General features: G+C 73.0%; 21 protein-coding genes. 11 read left to right on the top strand and 10 right to left on the bottom strand.

The genetic code is table 11. From position 1 onward, the window contains the following. Positions 1–174: 174 nt before the first annotated feature. Complete coding sequence (locus tag FHX44_RS10955; protein ID WP_212612421.1) at positions 175–1089, top strand: DMT family transporter; 915 nt, start codon at positions 175–177, stop codon at positions 1087–1089. Here the strand turns inward: FHX44_RS10955 and FHX44_RS10950 are convergent. Both FHX44_RS10950 and corA read right to left on the bottom strand, forming a co-directional pair. After that, complete coding sequence (locus FHX44_RS10950; protein ID WP_246170306.1) at positions 1050–2021, bottom strand: DUF5914 domain-containing protein; 972 nt, start codon at positions 2019–2021, stop codon at positions 1050–1052. The two genes, FHX44_RS10955 and FHX44_RS10950, sit on opposite strands and share 40 nt — an antisense overlap. A gap of 47 nt (positions 2022–2068) precedes the next feature. Continuing rightward, entirely contained in the window at positions 2069–3133 is a 1065-nt protein-coding gene (gene corA / locus FHX44_RS10945) for a magnesium/cobalt transporter CorA (protein ID WP_246170927.1), read from the bottom strand. Between the two features lie 288 nt (positions 3134–3421). On the opposite strand from corA, the gene FHX44_RS10940 reads away from it, so the two are divergent. Beyond that, positions 3422–3925 carry a MaoC family dehydratase gene (locus FHX44_RS10940; RefSeq protein ID WP_147261072.1) on the top strand — a complete coding sequence of 168 codons (504 nt, stop codon included), beginning with the start codon at positions 3422–3424 and terminating at the stop codon, positions 3923–3925. Here FHX44_RS10940 and FHX44_RS10935 read toward each other — a convergent pair. Continuing rightward, positions 3922–4299 carry a DUF4267 domain-containing protein gene (locus FHX44_RS10935; protein WP_147255463.1) on the bottom strand — a complete coding sequence of 126 codons (378 nt, stop codon included), beginning with the start codon at positions 4297–4299 and terminating at the stop codon, positions 3922–3924. The genes FHX44_RS10940 and FHX44_RS10935 overlap by 4 nt on opposite strands. 84 nt (positions 4300–4383) lie before the next feature. On the opposite strand from FHX44_RS10935, the gene FHX44_RS10930 reads away from it, so the two are divergent. Further along, the gene (locus FHX44_RS10930; protein WP_147255461.1) at positions 4384–4992 is read left to right on the top strand and encodes a TetR/AcrR family transcriptional regulator; all 609 of its coding nucleotides are present in this window, start codon (positions 4384–4386) and stop codon (positions 4990–4992) included. Between the two features lie 21 nt (positions 4993–5013). Here the strand turns inward: FHX44_RS10930 and FHX44_RS10925 are convergent, their stop codons facing one another. Beyond that, positions 5014–5376 (bottom strand): winged helix-turn-helix transcriptional regulator, encoded by a 363-nt coding sequence (locus tag FHX44_RS10925; protein WP_147255459.1) that lies wholly within the window; start codon positions 5374–5376, stop codon positions 5014–5016. A 155-nt stretch (positions 5377–5531) separates the two neighbouring features. On the opposite strand from FHX44_RS10925, the gene FHX44_RS10920 reads away from it, so the two are divergent. After that, complete coding sequence (locus FHX44_RS10920) at positions 5532–6689, top strand: MFS transporter (protein WP_147255457.1); 1158 nt, start codon at positions 5532–5534, stop codon at positions 6687–6689. Here FHX44_RS10920 and FHX44_RS10915 read toward each other — a convergent pair. Further along, positions 6686–7081, bottom strand: coding sequence for an NUDIX hydrolase (locus FHX44_RS10915; protein ID WP_147255455.1), 396 nt, complete (start codon positions 7079–7081; stop codon positions 6686–6688). The genes FHX44_RS10920 and FHX44_RS10915 overlap by 4 nt on opposite strands. 102 nt (positions 7082–7183) lie before the next feature. Between FHX44_RS10915 and FHX44_RS42095 the strand changes: the two genes are divergently transcribed. Genes FHX44_RS42095 through FHX44_RS10895 form a run of 5 tightly spaced genes read left to right on the top strand, consistent with a single transcriptional unit; the run spans position 7184 to position 9965 of the window. Further along, positions 7184–7342 (top strand): hypothetical protein, encoded by a 159-nt coding sequence (locus tag FHX44_RS42095; protein ID WP_170225713.1) that lies wholly within the window; start codon positions 7184–7186, stop codon positions 7340–7342. A 4-nt stretch (positions 7343–7346) separates the two neighbouring features. Then, positions 7347–7883, top strand: a complete 537-nt coding sequence (locus FHX44_RS10910) for a PH domain-containing protein (protein ID WP_147255453.1) — start codon at positions 7347–7349, stop codon at positions 7881–7883. A 60-nt stretch (positions 7884–7943) separates the two neighbouring features. Then, positions 7944–8822, top strand: coding sequence for a PHP domain-containing protein (locus tag FHX44_RS10905; RefSeq protein ID WP_147255451.1), 879 nt, complete (start codon positions 7944–7946; stop codon positions 8820–8822). Between the two features lie 16 nt (positions 8823–8838). Continuing rightward, positions 8839–9675, top strand: coding sequence for a RecB family exonuclease (locus FHX44_RS10900; protein WP_147255449.1), 837 nt, complete (start codon positions 8839–8841; stop codon positions 9673–9675). Next, a complete protein-coding gene (locus FHX44_RS10895; protein WP_147255447.1) occupies positions 9654–9965 on the top strand; it encodes a hypothetical protein in 312 nt (103 codons plus the stop codon). Before FHX44_RS10900 ends, FHX44_RS10895 begins: the two co-directional genes overlap by 22 nt. Here the strand turns inward: FHX44_RS10895 and FHX44_RS10890 are convergent. The 3 genes from FHX44_RS10890 to FHX44_RS10880 all read right to left on the bottom strand — a co-directional run bounded on the left by FHX44_RS10890 (position 9928) and on the right by FHX44_RS10880 (position 13904). Continuing rightward, positions 9928–10737: an oxygenase MpaB family protein gene (locus tag FHX44_RS10890; protein ID WP_170308871.1), complete on the bottom strand. Its 810-nt coding sequence runs from the start codon at positions 10735–10737 to the stop codon at positions 9928–9930. The two genes, FHX44_RS10895 and FHX44_RS10890, sit on opposite strands and share 38 nt — an antisense overlap. Before the next feature lie 87 nt (positions 10738–10824). Next, a complete protein-coding gene (locus tag FHX44_RS10885) occupies positions 10825–12054 on the bottom strand; it encodes an Rv3212 family protein (protein WP_212612420.1) in 1230 nt (409 codons plus the stop codon). A gap of 68 nt (positions 12055–12122) precedes the next feature. Then, positions 12123–13904, bottom strand: a complete 1782-nt coding sequence (locus FHX44_RS10880) for a DEAD/DEAH box helicase (protein ID WP_425469126.1) — start codon at positions 13902–13904, stop codon at positions 12123–12125. A gap of 270 nt (positions 13905–14174) precedes the next feature. Here FHX44_RS10880 and FHX44_RS10875 point away from each other — a divergent pair, with 270 nt between their 5' ends. After that, a complete protein-coding gene (locus FHX44_RS10875) occupies positions 14175–14843 on the top strand; it encodes a ferritin-like fold-containing protein (protein WP_147255439.1) in 669 nt (222 codons plus the stop codon). A gap of 867 nt (positions 14844–15710) precedes the next feature. Continuing rightward, positions 15711–15938 (top strand): DUF3107 domain-containing protein, encoded by a 228-nt coding sequence (locus tag FHX44_RS10870; protein ID WP_147255437.1) that lies wholly within the window; start codon positions 15711–15713, stop codon positions 15936–15938. A gap of 126 nt (positions 15939–16064) precedes the next feature. On the opposite strand, the gene FHX44_RS10865 is transcribed toward FHX44_RS10870, so the two are convergent. Further along, entirely contained in the window at positions 16065–16370 is a 306-nt protein-coding gene (locus FHX44_RS10865) for a DUF4873 domain-containing protein (protein ID WP_147255435.1), read from the bottom strand. Beyond that, positions 16363–17043, bottom strand: a complete 681-nt coding sequence (locus FHX44_RS10860) for a TetR family transcriptional regulator (RefSeq protein WP_246170305.1) — start codon at positions 17041–17043, stop codon at positions 16363–16365. Before FHX44_RS10860 ends, FHX44_RS10865 begins: the two co-directional genes overlap by 8 nt. Positions 17044–17075: the final 32 nt, after the last annotated feature.

Genomic DNA, 17075 nt, shown 5'->3' with positions numbered 1-17075 from the left:
GCTGTCGGTGCGCGATAGGGTGGGTCCGTGCACCGGATGTACCCGATCACCCCGCCGCCCCGCTCCTAGCGGGGCCGTCCACCTCACCGCCCGGGTACCGGGCGGATCGTCTCGGGCCTGATCGGCCCCGCTTCAGCGACCACTTCTCCCTTCGTCGCAGGAGCGCGTGCACCCGTGTCCACTGTTCGCACCACCCCGTCCTCCGGGGTGTCCTTCCTCGTCCTCGCCGGCGTCCTGTGGGGAACGGGCGGCCTGCTCGGCCGCCTCCTCGCTGATGCCACCGGCCTGTCCTCACTCGCCGTTGCGACCTACCGGCTCGCTGTCGGCGGCCTGCTCATCGTCGGGTACCTGCTGGTCACGGGCGCGCGGCTGCCGCGGTCACGCGCTGCGTGGGCCCGCATCACCGCGGTCGGAGCGCTGGCGGCGCTGTTCCAGGTCTCGTACTTCACAGCGGTGTCGTTCACTTCGGTGAGCATGGCCACGCTGGTGACGATCGGGTCGTCGCCGGTGCTCGTGCTCCTCGCGCGCCCGCGCAGTGCCGACGGCCGCGGTCTCTCGGCCGTCGGGCTGGCGCTCTGCGGTCTTCTGCTGCTCGTCGGCGTGCCGACCGACGGCGGCCCGTCGACAGGGGCGGCGCTCGCCGGCGCGGCGTGCGCCCTGGCCGCCGCGGCCGGCTTCACCGCGATGTCGCTGCTCGGTGCCCGGCCCGTCCGCGGCCTGGACGCCATGACGACCACCGGCGTCGGGTTCGCGTTCGGCGGGGCGCTGCTGGCTCCGAGCGCCGTGACCACGTCCGGGCTCACCTTCGCGCCCACCCCGGCATCGATCGGGCTGCTGCTCGTGTTCGGGCTCGTGCCGACCGCGGTGGCCTACACCTGCTACTTCCGCGGCCTGCGCAGCGCAGCGGCGGGGGTGGGCGTGCTGATGGCGCTGCTCGAGCCGGTGACGTCGGCGGTGCTGTCGGCCGTGCTGCTCGGCGAGCGGCTGGGTGCGCCCGGGATCGCGGGCGGCCTGCTCCTCTGCGCCGCGCTGGTGCTGACCGCCCGGGGTCAGGGGCGGGAGCGCAGCTCGTATCGGCGCTCGGCGTAGGCGATGTCGTCCCGCCACAGCCGTCGTGCGGCGGCGCCCATCAGCGGGCGCAGGGCCGCGGCCACCCGCTGCGCGTGACCGAAGCCCGGACGGTCGGAGTGCGCGACCACCGCCTCGATCACGGCGGTGCGGGGCAGGCCGTCCGGGCCCGGCCGCAGCGGTGTCGCGTGTGTCTCGACCACGGATCCGGTGCCTTCGCCGTCGACGATCCGCATCGTCACCGTGCGCGCGTCGGGGCACGTGAACTCGGCGTGCACCGGGACGCCCAGGTGGCGGCCGACCGTGAACGTCACCTCGACGAGAAAGCGGTCCTCGGTGGCCGGGCAGTCCGGCGGGGGCGCGCTCAGGACCCGCAGCGCGGTGAACGAGTAGGGGTGGAACCAGGCGCCGTGCCACGGGTCGAGCCGGTTGGCGACGACGTCCTCCGGTTCACACCTGCCGATCACCGTGGCGACGGCCGGGATGCTGCGATCGCCGGGCGGGCGCGGCCCGAGAACCGGGGTGTCGGTCGGGAGACCACCCTCGTCGAGCCGGACCCAGGCCAGTACGCCGTCGTCGTACGCCGGCAGGGGCCGCCAGCCGGGGCGGCCGTCCGGGCCGAGGGCGAGCCCGTGCCACCGGCACACGAGCCGCCCGCGGTGCACGGGGGCGTCGCAGAGCGCTGCCCCGAGGTGCGGGCAGGCCCCCGGGCCCGCGTGCAGTGTGCCTGCCTCGTCGCGCCACGCCACGAGCTCGCGGCCGGCGACGATCCGTCCGAACGCCCGCCCCGGTCGTACCTCCCGGCTCCCGGCGATCACGTACCAGCCACCTGTGGGACGCTCCAGCGCCCGGCGCAGGGCGGCCCGGATGATCCCCGGCTTGGCGTCCACCCAAGTCGGTCGCTGGGCGGCCCACGCCGGCCGGCGCAGCCTGCGCAGCGGACCCGCCTCCACCCCCGGGAGGCTAGGCGACGTCACACCCGGGCCGCGACTCGCGGGAGTCAGAGCCACTGGTTGCGGCGGAACACCCTGAAGAGCGACAGACAGCTGATGATGATCACGAGCCAGACCATCGGATACCCGAGCGTCCAGTGCAGCTCGGGGATGTGGTCGAAGTTCATCCCGTAGATCCCGGCGATCATGGTGGGCACCGAGATGATCGCGACGTACGCCGAGATCTTGCGCATGTCGGTGTTCTGCCGAAGGGTGATCTTCGCGAGCGCGGCGTCGATCAGCGTGGTGAGCAGCTCGTTGAAGCCCGCGATCCGCTCGGTGACGGTGACGAGGTGGTCGTCGACGTCGCGGAAGTACGACCGCACGTCGTGCGGCACGAGCGAGCTGTAGCCCTCGGTGAGCTTGCGCACCGGCGCCCCGAGCGGGACGACGGCGCGCTTGAGCTCCAGCACCTCGCGCTTCATGACGTAGATCTGCTCGGAGTCGACGCTCGCCCGCGGCGCGAAGACCTGGGTCTCCATCTCCTCGATGTCGTCCTCGATGGCGGTGGTGACGTCGAGGTAGCTGTCGACCACGTGGTCGGCGATGGCGTGCAGGACCGCGGCGGGGCCGAGCGCGAGCTGCTCGGGGTCGGCCTCCAGGGTGCGGCGTACGTCGCGCAGGGAGGAGTGGTCGCCGTGGCGGACGGTGATGACGAAGTCGGGGCCGAGGAACACCATGACCTCACCGGTCTCGACGATCTCGTGCTCGGCGCCCTCCTCCGGCCGTCCGCGGTAGCAGACGGTCTTGAGCACCATGAAGAGCATGTCGTCGTAGCGCTCCAGCTTGGGGCGCTGGTGGGCGTGCACCGCGTCCTCGACCGCCAGCTCGTGCAGGCCGAACACGTCGGCGATGCCGGTGATCTGCTCCTCGTCCGGCTCGTGCAGGCCGATCCAGACGAATGCGTCGTCGTCGCGCTCCCGGACCTCCGCGAGGGCGCGCTCGTGCGTCCAGCGCCCGGGCAGCCGGTGGCCGTCGGCGTACACGGCGCAGTCGACGACGTAGGCCGAGATCGGGACGCGCAGCTTGTTCGACAGCACGGTCTCCCGGCGAACCTGGCGGTGGGCGCGGATGGCGGGGCGGAGGGCGGACAGGGGCGGCACGGTGTACCTCCGAAAGTCGATCGGGGCCGCGCCGAGCGGGGCTCGTGGCGCGCGCGTGGAGATCGCGTCCCGACCGGGGAGACCGTCAGCCAGTCACCGTGTCGGGAACGCGGCGACTACTGCATCCGGGTGCCGTCGGCACCGCGCTCACCTCCTCACCGGTGTGTGCAGGGCCATGTCCGCGCAGAGCTGACACAGCCGGTCCACGAGCTAGATTACCCCCACCTGTCCTGGTCATCGGCGATGGAGGCGGCAGCGTTGCAGTTCGGCCGGTATTACGAGGAGTTCGAGGTCGGCGCGGTCTACAAGCACTGGCCGGGCAAAACGGTCACCGAGTACGACGACCACCTTTTCTGCCTCCTCACGATGAACCACCACCCTCTGCACATGGACGCGCACTACGCGGGTGAGACCACCGAGTTCGGGCGCAATGTCGTGGTGGGCAACTACATCTACTCGCTGCTGCTGGGCATGTCGGTGCCCGACGTCTCCGGCAAGGCCATCGCGAACCTCGAGGTCGAGTCGCTCAAGCACGTCAAGCCGACCTTCCACGGCGACACGATCTACGGCGAGACCGAGGTGCTCGACAAGACCGAGTCGCGGTCCAAGGACGACCGCGGCGTCGTCTACGTCGAGACCCGGGGGTACAAGCAGGACGGCACCGTCGTGTGCACCTTCAGGCGCAAGGTGATGGTGCCGAAGCGCTCGTACGGCGAGGCCCGCGGCGGGGAGCAGCCCGCGCGGCCCGAACCGCGGCTCTAGGTTCCCACCGCGAACAGCAGAGCGGCGCTGACGAGCACCACGACGGCCGTGGCGAAGTGGATCCCGAAGGCGACCGCCCTGGTGCCGCCGTGGCGGAGTACGACGAACGTGTCACCGATGGGTACGAGGGCCACCACCAGCATGAACCAGGCTCCGGCCAGGGGGCCGACGAAGGCCAGGAGGGTCAGGCCGACCAGGCCGTAGCTGCCGTCGCGCAGGCCCTTGATCGTGAGGTAGGCGGGGTCGCCGTCCGCCTTCGCCGGTACGCCGTACCCGGCGGCCGCAGGCCGGGGGACGAACAGGAACCGGAGCCCGATGAAGAGGATCATCAGGTTCAACGCGATGGCCAGGCCATAGGCGGCGTACGTGAGCATCTGCACTCCCTGCTAGCGGCGCTAGGAACAGGAGCGACACTATCAGTGCGTCGCTAGGGTTGCTAGCGCCGCTAGAGTCACAGCATGTCGATTCGGACTCGCCGGGAGCGCGAGCGCGCGGAGCGGGAAAAGCTGATCGTCACGGCGGCCCGCGAGCTCGCCGAGGCCGAGGGCTGGGACGCGGTGACGACCCGGCGGCTCGCCGAGAAGGTCGAGTACAGCCAGCCCGTGCTCTACAGCCACTTCGACGGCAAGGACGCGATCGTGACCGCCGTCGCCGTGGAAGGCTTCGCCGAGTTGGGCGCACAGATGCGGGCGGCCCGGACGGCAGCCGCGGATGCCGACGCCGCTCTCGCGGCGGTCGGCCGCGCGTACACGGCGTTCGCCGACCGGCACCCCGCCCTCTACGACGCCATGTTCCGGCAGGTCGTCGCCCTGCCCTTCGCCGCGCCCGAGGCGCCGGCCGCCCTGCACGCGGGGTTCGACGAGCTGGCCACGGCGGTCCGGCCGCACGCGGGTGACGATGACGCCGGGCTGCTGACGGAGACGTTCTGGGCCGCGCTGCACGGTCTGGCCACGCTCACCCGCAGCGGCCGGCTCCCCGCGGGCGAGAGCGACAGGAGGCTCGCCCTGCTCCTCGCCCGCTTCGGCAGAGTGACGGACGGCCCCTCCGGCCGCGGACCGGCGACCTGATCACGATCTACGGCTGTCGCACTACCCCACGTCGACGCAGACGGCGCCGCCCCGGATCTCCTCCAGGCGCGTCTTGTGCTCGCACCCCCACGCGGCCAGGGGGCGCAGCGCCTCGATGAGGGTGGCGCCGGAGGGGGTGAGCGAGTACTCGACCTTGGGCGGCACGGCCTCGTGCACCGCCCGGTGCACCACCTCGTCGCGCTCGAGTTCCCGCAAGTGCTGGGCGAGGACCTTCTCGCTGACGCCTGCGACCGCGCGCCTCAGCTCTCCGAACCGCTTCGACCCGCCGCCGAGCGCCCAGAGGATGAGCACCTTCCACTTGCCGCCGACGACGTCGATGCTCGCGTCGAGCCCGGACACGAACACCGCGCACTTCTCAGGCATGCACGCACCTTCCGGTAAGTGGTTACTCGAATGTGGGTACTTGTCCTTCTCGCATTCTGCAACGACGATTCGTCCTGCCGTATTCCGCCGGTCGTAGGACTGTGATGACGTGCGGAAACTCCGTTCGGATAATTGTTCAAGAGGACGAGTGAGTCGTGTCGCCCACCATCTTCGCCCTCTTCCTCGTGGTGTTCGGGTTCACCACGGGGGAGTTCGTCGTGGCCGGGATCCTGCCGGACGTGGCCGCCGACCTCGGGGTGTCGATCCCCGCGGTGGGCCTGCTCACCACCGCCTACGCGATCGGGATGATCGTCGGGGGCCCGGTGCTCACGGTGATGACGGCGCGCACGCCGCGCAGGCGGCTCGTCGTGGGCCTCGTCGCCGTGTCGGTGCTCGGCAACGTGGGATCGGCGCTGGCACCGAACCACCTCGTGCTGCTGATGGCCCGGTTCGCCTCGGGTCTGGTGGTCGCGACGTTCTTCGCCGTGGCGATCGCCACCGCCGTGGCCGTTGCGCCTGCGGGTCGGCAGGCCTCCGCCGTCGCGCAGGTGACGCTGGGGCTGAACCTCGGGCTCGTCCTCGGCACACCGCTCGGCACGGTCATCGGCCAGCAGCTCGGCTGGCGGGCGACGTTCATGGCGGTCGCCGCGATCACGCTCGCTGCGGTGCCGCTGGTGTTGACCTACGTCCCGGCCGCCCCCGGAACCACCGGGTCGGTCCTCGCCGAGCTGCGCGTCCTCGCCGACCGCGACGTGCAGCTCGCGATCGCGCTGTCCGCCGTGGGCAACGTCGGCGTCGTCACGGTGTTCACCTACATCGCGCCGCTGCTCACCGGCGTCAGCGGGTTCGCAGGGGAGGCGCTGCCCGTCCTGCTGCTGGTGTACGGCGCGGGAGCCGTGATCGGGAACGTGGTCGGCGGCCGGCTGGCCGACCGCGCGCTGCTGCCGTCGCTCGTCGGGCTGCTCGCCGCGCTGGCCGCGGTGCTCGCTCTGTTCTGGCTGGTCGGCGGTGTGCCCGCGGCCGCGGCGGTGCTGACGTTCGCGATCGGCGTGCTCGCCTTCGCGGTCATCCCGGGTATGCAGACGCGGGTGGTGGCCATGGCCACCGCGGCCCCGACGCTCGCCGTCGCGGTGAACGCCTCGGGCTACCAGCTCGCCGCCGCGTTCGCGGGCTGGCTGGGCGGGCAGGTCATCGCAGGGCCGGGGATGCGGGCCGTGCCGCTCGTCGGCGCGCTCCTCACGGTGGCAGGGCTCGCGCTCGCGCTCCACCTCCTGCTCCGCGACCGCCGCACAGCGGCAGCGCGCGTCGTCTAGCGGGGCAGGGCGTCCCACTCCTGCAGCGTCTCCAGCAGCAGCGGCACGAGCGGGAGCTCCAGCAGAGTGGCGGCGTCGCACCACCGCGCGTCCAGCGCGTCGTCGCCGGCGAGCAGGGTGCCACCCACCACGTGGCACCGGTAGTCCGCGATCTCGTAGACACCGCGGTGGACTCGGCCGACAAGATCACCCGGTTGGACCACAAGGCCGGTCTCCTCGGCCATCTCCCGGACGAGCGCCGCAGCGTCGTCCTCACCCGGCTCGACGCGCCCGCCGGGGAGGGACCACATGCCTCTACCAGGCTCGTTCGCCCTCCGGACGAGCAGCAGCCTGCCCGAGTCGTCGTAGGCGAGCCCCCCCACACAGGGGACGAAATCCTCACCCGATGTCATCAACGCTCTCCATACGACCCCGCGCGCCGGATACCCTGGACACGATCGGTGCGGTACAAATCAAGTGCAGTGTTCTCCGTCCAGTCCAGAACGGTGGTTGTGGTGAACGTCAAGAAGATCGTCGGGTTGCTCGCGATCGCGCTGCTCCTCTTCTTCGTCTTCACTCAGCCGGACAACGCGGCCGGTTCCGTCACGAGCGTCGGCACCACGCTCAGGGACGGCGCCGAGTCCGTCATCCGCTTCGTCACCCAACTCGTCTAGTCCGATGCTCGCGCCCCGGGAGATCGACGAGTACCTGCTCCCCACGGAGCGCAGGGTGATTCGCGTGCGGCAGCACTGGGCCGTGATGATGAATCACGTCAGCTCCACGTCGCTCTTCCTGCTCGCCCTGGTCATCGGCGAGCGGCTGCTGCCGGACAGCGTGCTGATCGACAACCTCGTCTGGTACCTGGCGCTGGTGGCCGTCCTGCGGTTCACGGTGCTCACGATCCTCTGGTGGATCGAGCGCATCGTCATCACCGACAAGCGGGTGATGCTGGCACAGGGCATCATCACCCACAACGTCGGCATGATGCCGCTGGGCAAGGTCACCGACCTCACCTTCCAGCGCACGCTCGGCGGGCGCATGTTCGGTTACGGCACCATCGTCGTGGAGTCGGCCGGCCAGATCCAGGCGCTCAACAGGATCGACTACCTGCCTCGCCCCGAGGAGATCTACGAGGCGCTGTCCGAGCTCGTGTTCGGTGAGAAGGGCAGGACCCGCGCCAGCGGCATGCTCGCCCGCCCGCGCTGGCGCCGCTGACCGAAGCGCCCCTCACCGGACTCCCGGTGGGGGGCGCTAGGCCCGCAGTTAACCTCAGGCGTGCCCCGCCGCCCCCGCATCGACCTCCACACCCACTCCACCGCGTCCGACGGCACCGACCGCCCGGCCGAGCTCGTCGCAGCAGCGGCGGCCGCGGGCGTGGACGTGCTGGCCATCACCGACCACGACACGACGGCGGGTTGGGCGGAGGCCGCGGCGGCACTGCCACCGGGCATGCGGCTGCTGCGCGGCGCGGAGTTCTCCTGCGTGAGCCCCACCGGACGCGGTGACCGGGACGTGGCGGTGCACCTGCTCGGGTACCAGTTCGACCCCGAGCACCCGGCGATCGTCGCCGAGCAGGCGCGGCTGCGGGCCGAGCGCGTGGAGCGGTTGCGCCGGATGACCGAGAAGATGGCCGCGGACGGCTACCCGGTCGACCCGGAGGCCGTGTTCGCGATGCTCCCCGAGGGAGCCAGCGCCGGACGGCCGCACCTCGCGCGGGCGCTCGTCGCGGCGGGCGTGGTCGGCTCGGTCAACGAGGCCTTCGCCACGCTGCTCTACAACGGCAGCCCGTACTTCGTGCCGAAGACCGACACGCCGGTGCGCACGGCCATCGACATGGTGCGGTCCGCAGGCGGGTTCGCGGTGTTCGCCCACCCCTTGGCCCGCCGGCGCGGGCGGGTGGTGGAACCGAAGGTCATCGCCGAGCTGGCGCACGCGGGGCTCGCGGGCGTGGAGGTCGACCACCCCGATCACGGTCCCGAGGACCGCGAGCTGCTGCGCCGCCTCGCGGCCGACACGGGGCTCGTCGCCACGGGGTCGAGCGACTACCACGGCACCAACAAGACCACCCCGATCGCGCTCGAGACCACGGCCCCCGAAGCACTCGAGCAGCTGCTGCTGGACGTCACCACCGGTGTCGAGGTGGTCACCGGCTGAGGGATACCGTGCTCGGGTGGACGGCGCGCAGCTGGGGTTCGACTTCGTCACCACCCGGCTCGTGCGGGTCACGCCGTCCAAGCTCGGCACGTGGGACGACTGCCCCCGCCGGTACCGGATGACCTACCTGGACCGGCCTGCGCCGTCGCGCGGTGGGGCCCGCGCGGGCAGCACCCTCGGTGCCGTGGTGCACCTCGCGCTGCGGGCGCTGTTCGACCTCCCTCCCGCCGAACGCACCCCGAGGGCGGCGGCGCGGCTCGTGGACCGGTACTGGAGCAGCGAGGGGTTCCGCGACGCCGACCAGGCCGCCGAGTACCGCGAGCGCGCCCGCGGCTGGCTGGCCGAGTACGCCGCCGAGCTGGACCCGGACGCCGAACCGGTCGGCCTGGAGCGGTGGGTGTCCGCAGCCACCGACCGGATCGTCGCAGAGGGCCGCGTGGACCGGATCGACCGGCGCGGCGCCGAGCTGGTGGTGGTGGACTACAAGACCGGCCGCCGCACCCCGACACCCGCCGACGCGGCCGCATCGCAGGCGCTCGCCTTGTACGCGGTGGCGGTGGAACGCACGTTGCGCCGCACGTGCACGCAGGTCGAGCTGCACCACGTGCCCAGCGGCACGGTCGCGGCCTGGCGGCACGACGCGGCGTCCCTGCGGGAGCACGTCGCGCGGGCCGAGACGAGCGCTACCGAGCTCGACACCGCGGCCGATGGGCTCGCCGCAGGCGGGAACCCCGACGTCCTGTTCCCGCCGCGCCCCGCCCCCCGCTGTGGCAGCTGCGACGTTCGCCGGCACTGCCCGGAGGGCAGGGCGGCCGCACCCGAGGAGGTGCCGTGGGCCGGTCTCGCGCCCTGAGGCGCGCGCCGGAGCCCCGGGTGGTCCGCCTGCTGCGCGGGGTCTCCGGGGTGCTCGCCGGCGGGCTCGTCGCGCTGGCGGTGGGGCTTCTCGTCGCCGGGATCGTGGCGCAGCAACGCGCGGTGCCGGGCCCGGGCGCGCTCGCGATCGGCGGGCACGCCCTCGCCGCGGCCGTCGCGGTGCTGGTGCAACGCCGGGCCGATCGGACCGCGGGCGCGCCTGCGGCCGGAGCGGCGCTCGGCGTCGTGGCGCTCACCGTGGTGGTGCTGGGCGCCCAGTGGCTCGTCTGAAGGTCAGGAGCGCGGCGCGCACCGTCGCGAGCCCGGCGGTGGTGGCCGCGTCCCTTCCGGGCAGCCGCGGGATCCCGTAGAGCTGCTTCGCCCAGTCGGGGAGGAGCCCGACGGCCACGGCGGCCACGAACGTCCACGCAGGCCGGGCGGGCGTGAAGAGCGCGAGCCGCCACGGCAGCGGGGCGAGCAGCAGCCGAGCGGCGGCCCGCCGCGCCACGGCGCTGGCCGCCAGCTCCGGTCGGACGGCCGCGAAGTAGGCCTCCACCTCGGCGCGGGCGACGGGAAGATCGGTGGCACCCAGCAGCTCGCCCGCCCGCACCTGCTCGGCGAGGAACCGGTCCTCCTCCTCCCCGTCGATCAGACCGAGGCGCCGCACGGCGGAGGCGAACGAGCTGACCTCGCTGACGTGCACCCAGCGCAGCAGGTCGGGGTCGTCGGCCGCGTAGGGCAGGCCGGTCACCGGATCGATGCCGCGCACCCGCCGGTGGATCGCCCGCACCCGGGCGGCGGCCTTCTCCGCGGTGGGGAGGTCGGCGAACGCGAGCGTCGTGACGTAACCCGCGGTGCGCTGCAGCCGTGGCCAGAAGTCGTCGGGGAACGACGAGTGCTGTTCCACCCCCGCCATCGCCCGCGGGTGCAGGGCCTGCAGGAACAGGGCGCTGATGCCGCCGACGAGCGCCGCGGGGTCACCGATGACGTGCCGGGTGGCGCTGCCCGCGGGGAAGAGCCCCTCACGTGCGGGTGGGGCAGGGGAGAACGGTGCGCTGCTCACGCCTCCAGCATCACCCCATCGCGCACCTCGGAGCCACTGCGCTGCCGGAAGCGCTGCGAAAATGCAGCGCGACTCCGCCGGGCGCTCCTAGAGCGGGCGTAGCGCCACGACCTCGCCGCCCCGCTGTTCCAGCAGCATCTCGCCCAGGGCCGCGAGCCGCACGGGGCCGGGCGGGCGGTCGACGGGGATCGTGCGCAGCTCGGTGCCGAGGGCGTCGAGCACGCGCAGCCCGCCCGGGACGGGTACGAGCTGCGCGTCGCCGTAGCCGGCGGCCGGGCCCAGCGCGTCCGGCACGGTCCACTGCGGGGAGAGGTCCCTGCTGTCCAGGGCGATCGTCCGCGAGCCCGTCCACCAGGTGATCCGGTGGTCGTAGGCGGTCGTGGCGACCGCGCCGCCCGGGGGATCGGTGAGGTCGGACTCCGGCACGTCCAGCGGGTGCTCACCCACCTGCTGGCCCGCGTGGTCGTACAGCAGCAGCCGGGGCGGTCCGGGCAGTGCCACGGCCACCCGCTCGGCCGACACGGCCACGATCACCGCGTCCACGCCGGGCAGCAGCACGGAGAAGTCGATCTCCGGCTCCTCGGCGCCCTTCTCCCCGTCGGTGGCGACGAGCGTGAGCCGGTCGCTCCCCTCGCCGGGACAACGTTCGACGAGGCCGAGCCGGTCGCCGCCGATCGCGGTGGACGGGCGGGTGCAGTGCGGCCGCGGCTGCTGCCCGGCCTGCACCGGGACGGCCACGGCACCGTACTCGAGCGTCTTGACGAGGTCGCTGCGCATGACCTCGAGGTAGTCGGTACCGGTCGCGACGACCGACGAGCCCGCGGCGACCAGCCGGGTGCCCGGGCGAACGTCGGGATTGCTCGCCGCGGCCCGCGCACCGGTGTCCGGGCGCAGGGCCGTGAGCTCGCTGCACCACCGGGAGTCCTCCGCGTACAGCGCGAGCACGCGGCCCCGGCCGTCGTCGGCACGGGGGAACCCCGCCGCGACCGTGCACAACGGCCGGTCGCGCTGGTAGCTCCAGCGCTCCTCACCGGTGAGCGCGTCGCGGCCGACGACGAGATCGCCGTCGGCCGTGACGACGGCGGGTCCCGCCACCACCGGTGCGACCGTGGCGCCGCTGGCCGCGCGCCACGCCTCGGTGACGCCCGCGGGGACACCCGCGGCCGCCGGTGGCGCCGCGATCGGATCGGTGGCCGGGCGGGAGGTCGTGCGGGCGGCGTCGCTCGTGATCCAGAGGAACACGGTGACGCCGATCAGGACGACGGTGAGCGCCACCGCCACGACCACGTCGCTGCGGCGCCGCCGCTCCGGCCGCACCCGCGGTGGGCGCGGACGCGGCCGGTCAGGGATGTCGGGCGCCAACCCGGCCGCCCCGCGTGCGGCGCTCAGCTGGCGGCCGCGTCCGGCTCTTGCGCGTCGCCGCCGACGCCGTCGACACCCCCGTTCGCGCGGCGGCGGGCGCCACCACGGCGCCTGCGCCGCCTGCGAGCACCCTCGCCGTCGGCGTGGGATCCGGCGCCGTTCTGCTCGGCGTCCGGCCCGGCCTGCGGGGCGGCGGCGTCGGTGACCTGCTCGGAGGCGCCCTCGGCGGTGGCGGCCTGCCCGTCGACCGAGACGCCTGCCCGGCTGCGGGTGCGCACCCGCGGGCGGCGCGCCCGCGGGGCCACCACGTCGTCCTCGGTGCGGCGCCCGCTCGGCTTCTCGCGACGGCGACGGCCACCGTGGTCGCCCTCGGTGTCGAGGTACTCGGCGTCCAGCCCCGGCCGGGTGCGCTTCGAGCGCGGGAGCCGCCCGGTGGCGCCGGCGGGGATGCTGAGTTCGGCGTACAGGTGCTCCGACGTCGAGTAGGTCTCGACCGGCTCCTCGATGCCGAGGCCGAGGTCGTCGCTGATCAGCTTCCAGCGCGGGATCTCGTCCCAGTCGACGAGCGTGACGGCCACGCCCTCCTTGCCGGCGCGGCCGGTGCGACCGATGCGGTGGACGTAGGTCTTGGAGTCCTCAGGGCACTGGTAGTTGACGACGTGGGTGACGTCGCTGACGTCGATGCCGCGCGCCGCGACATCGGTGGCCACCAGTACGTCGACCTTGCCGGAGCGGAATGCGCGCAGCGCCTGCTCACGGGCGCCCTGACCGAGGTCGCCGTGCACGGCGGCGGCCGCGAACCCGCGGTCGGCGAGGTCGTCGGCAACCCGCTGCACGGTGCGCTTCGTGCGCGCGAAGATCATGGTGAGGCCGCGGTCCTCGGCCTGCAGCACCCGGGTGAGCAGCTCCACCTTGTCCATCGCGTGGGCGCGGTAGACCAGCTGCTTGGTGCGCTCGTGGATGGAGCCCTGGTCGGACTCCTCCGCCCGGATGTGGGTGGGGCGGTGCAGGAACGTGCGCGACAGCTGGATGATCGGGCCCGGCATGGTGGCCGAGAAGAGCATCGTGTGCCGCTGGTCCGGCAGCATCCGCATGATGCGCTCGACGTCGGGCAGGAAGCCCAGGTCGAGCATCTCGTCGGCCTCGTCGAGCACGAGGGCCTTGACGCGGCCCAGCACCAGGTGGCGCTGCTCGGCGAGGTCGAGCAGCCGGCCGGGCGTGCCGACCACGACGTCGACGCCCTTGCGGAGGGCGGCGAGCTGCGGCTCGTAGGCGCGGCCGCCGTAGATGGCGGTGACGCGGATGCCGAGGTGCTTGCCCGCGTCGGCGATGTCCTTGGCGACCTGCACGCACAGCTCGCGCGTCGGCACGACGACCAGCGCCTGCGGGACGTCCTTGGTGCGGTCGGCGGCCTCGCCGTCGACACCGGCGGCGGGCTGCTCGGACGGCGGAACGACGCGCTGGAGCAGCGGGACGCCGAAGCCGAGGGTCTTGCCCATGCCGGTGCGGGCCTGGCCGATCACGTCCTCGCCGGCGAGCGCCAGCGGCAGCGTGAGCTCCTGGATCGCGAACGTGCGCTCGATGCCGGCCTCGGCGAGCGCCTTGACGATCTCGGGCCGGACGCCGAGCTCGGCGAACGTGGGGGAGTCGGGCCGGACCGGTGCTCCGGCCTGGAGGGGGTGCGCCTCCACGACCTCGTCGGTCGGGTCGGCGGTGGGAGGATTCTCGATGGAGGTGTCGCTCTCGACGGACAGGTTGATCGCCTCTCTCCGCGCACAGGAGCCCGAGGCCGGCTCATCGACCACCGGCGCGGGTGCGCTCGGGTGGGAGAGCTGACGAGGCGCTGCACGCACCATGTCGTTGCGGGCCGGATGCGCTACCGCACCGGCGACGCTGGTGAGCGTGCGCCCGAGTCGGGCGCTGCGCTACGGCACATCCTACCGGGTCGCGGGGTCGAACGCGCCACCGTGGGCGGCCTGTCGTGCCGTCGGGTGTCGCCGTTCCGTGGCCGGGGCCGGGTCAACCGATCTTGGTGACATCGGTCACGGCGGTCGCGCGGGCATTAGGCTCGCGGCATGGTGACTGCGCGGGCGGTGGACGACGCCGTGGCGGATCGGGCCACCGTGGACCTTCTCGGCGTGCTGGCCTACGGGGAGCTGTCGGCATTCGACCGTCTTGCCGAGGACGCGCGGCACGCGCCCACCCTCGCCGGTCGCGCCGCGCTCTCGGCGATGGCCGCAGCCGAGATCGGGCATTTCCGGCTGCTCGAGGAGCACCTGGACGGGCTCGGGGTGAGCGTCGAGGACGCGATGCGGCCGTTCGTGGCGCAGTGGGACGCCTACCACGCGTCCACCGCGCCGCGCAGCTGGCTCGAGTCGCTGGTCAAGGCCTATCTCGGCGACGGGCTCGCCGCCGACTTCTACCGCGAGATCGCCGGCTGGCTGCCCGGCCCCACCGGCGACCTCGTGCAGCAGGTGCTCGCCGACACCGGGCACAGCGCCTTCGCCGAGCGCGAGGTGAAGGCGGCCTGCGAGAGCGGCAGGCAGGTGCACGACCGGCTCGCGCTCTGGGGTCGCCGGCTGCTCGGCGAGGCCGTCACCCAGGCGCAGCAGATCGTGGCCGAGCGCGACGAGCTGGCCGAGTTCATCGTGTCCGGGTCCGGTGACCTCACCGGCATCGCCGCGCTGCTCAAACGCCTGCAGTCCAACCACGGCAAGCGGATGGCCAAGCTCGGCCTGACCTAGCCGCGCCGCGCATCGTGCGAGCCCGAGGGCCTTGGCCGGGGTGGCGCGCGGCGCCGGCAGGCCGGTGTCACGGGCCGTCACGGGGTCTCGGTGCCGCCCGCGCACGAGGTGTGCGCTCGCGCGCCCCGTGTCTGTCCATGCGCCCGGTCGACGGGGTTGCGTGGGCGGTGAACGGGTGCGTGAGCGGCGCAGATCGTTCCGATCAGCACACCATGGGCTCGGCGGTGACGTTGATGGACTCCTGGGGCCGATCACGAGTGCCCTCTCCCCCCACCGATAGCGACTTCACACACCCAGTGGCGACTTCACACAAGGCCGGCCTTGTGTGAAGTGCGTGCTGGGTGTGTGAAGTCGGCTGTGGTGGTGCCACGGGTGGCGTGATCGGCAGTTCGGTGGGTTCTCGTGTCGTTTTCGCCGGTTTCCGCGCCGGGGCCTCGATCTTGTCCGTCCGCACCGCCTTCGGTGGCGCCGCGCGCCCTCCGGGCAGGCCCTTGGTCTGCCCGTGTTGTGCTGCCCGGAGGGGTCGCAGAGGCTCGGAGGTCAAGGGTCGCGAAGCGATCGCGGAGTGACGCCGCAGGCGTCCTTGAGCTCTGAGGGGCGGCCCCGCACGATGCGCGGCGCCACCGAAGGCCTTGCAGGAAGGCGCCTCCGAAGGCCTTGCCGGAAGGCGCCTCCGAAGGCCCTGGCGCCTCCGAAGGCCCGGCGCCCGGAGGACGCGGCGCCATGGAAGGCCCGGCGGCCACGGCGTGCGTCGCCAGCTAGCGCCCGTTCGCCCACGGCTGAGCGCCCACGCCCTCTTCCCGCTCCGCGCTCGGCTAGCCTGGGCCGCGCATTCCAGCTCGGACGACGTGACCAGGAGGTCCACCGGTGGAGGTCAAGATCGGCATCGCGGAGAGCGCGCGCGAGCTCGTGGTGTCCAGCGACCAGACGCCGGACGAGGTCCAGGCCCTGGTCGACGACGCGATCAAGGACGCGGACGGCCTGCTCCGCCTCGTCGACGACAAGGGTCGGCGCTACCTCATTCGCGCTGCCCAGATCGCCTATGTCGAGATCGCGCCCGCCGCGGCAGGCCGCGTGGGCTTCGCGATCGGCTGACGCCGCTCGTCCGGTTCGCCGGACTCGCCGTGTCCATTCGTCGGACTCGCCGTGTCGAGATGTCGGACTCGCCCCGCGGGGGGTGAGTCTTGCGTCTCGACGCGGCGAGTCCGACGTTCGGCGGGGTCAGTCGTCCAGGTCGGGGTCGTCGATCCGGAACGGTGGGATACCGACGCCGGTGAGGCGGTAGCGGCCCCAGGGATCCACGTCCCCGATGCGGGCCTGGGCGTGACCGCTCTCGGTGCGCACCTCCACGGTTCCGCTCGGGATCTCCGGTTGGCCCTCCTCGACGCGGACGCGGCCGAACCAGTGCAACCGCCCGTCGTGCGGCTCGTGCCGGGCGTCCAGTTGGGCGTGGACGGGCACGTCCCGCCCGTCGACGGTCAGGACCGCCGGGCCGGTGTATCCCTCGTCGTGATCGTGCTCATCCACGGTCCACCTCCGGGGTGGGTGCCGGGAACGGGACGGGCTGGTCGGCCATGGCGATGACGCCCGAGAGGCCGCCCCAGATCAGGGTGGTCAGGTAGTCGGTGAGCGCGGCGCGGCTCATCGTGCGGCGCTCGAGCCACCAGTCGCCCGCGCTCTGCACCATGCCCACGAGGCCCTGCGCCCACGCCTCCGCGCCGCCGGAGTCGAGTCCGAGCGCGCGCAACCGCTCGCCGATGATCATGGCGAGCAGGCGGGCGATCTGCTGGCGGGCGTCCTCGACGATCTCGGCCCCCGCCTCCCGCTCGATCGGGTGGTGCACCACGAACCGCCACAGCTGGGGCTCGTCCTCGATGCCCGCGAGGAACGCGTCGATCACCCCGCGGATGAGCTGAACCGGCTCCCGCTCGGGGTCCATCTCCGGCGCCATCCGGTTGAGCAGCATCTCGGCTGCCTTCTCCCCGACCGCTCGCTGCAGGTCGGCGCGGTCGGTGAAGTGCCGGTAGAGCACCGGCTTGGTGATCCCGGCCGCCGCTGCCAGCTCTGCGACGGAGACGCCCGGCCCGTGGGTGCGGACCGCCTCGATCGCGGCCTGCACCATCTCGGCGCGGCGTTCGGCCCGTCGCTGCTGCCGTTCCGCCGGGGTGCCCGGCTTGACACGGCGCTCATCAGGATGCACGGTACTTGTGGTAACAGTTACCGGCGGTAACA

Origin of the sequence: Pseudonocardia hierapolitana (assembly GCF_007994075.1) — a bacterium.
In the GTDB taxonomy this organism is placed as follows: Bacteria; Actinomycetota; Actinomycetes; order Mycobacteriales; family Pseudonocardiaceae; genus Pseudonocardia; species Pseudonocardia hierapolitana.
The sequence above is the reverse complement of the archived record's forward strand: the minus strand, read 5'-3'. Positions and strand labels throughout refer to the sequence as shown.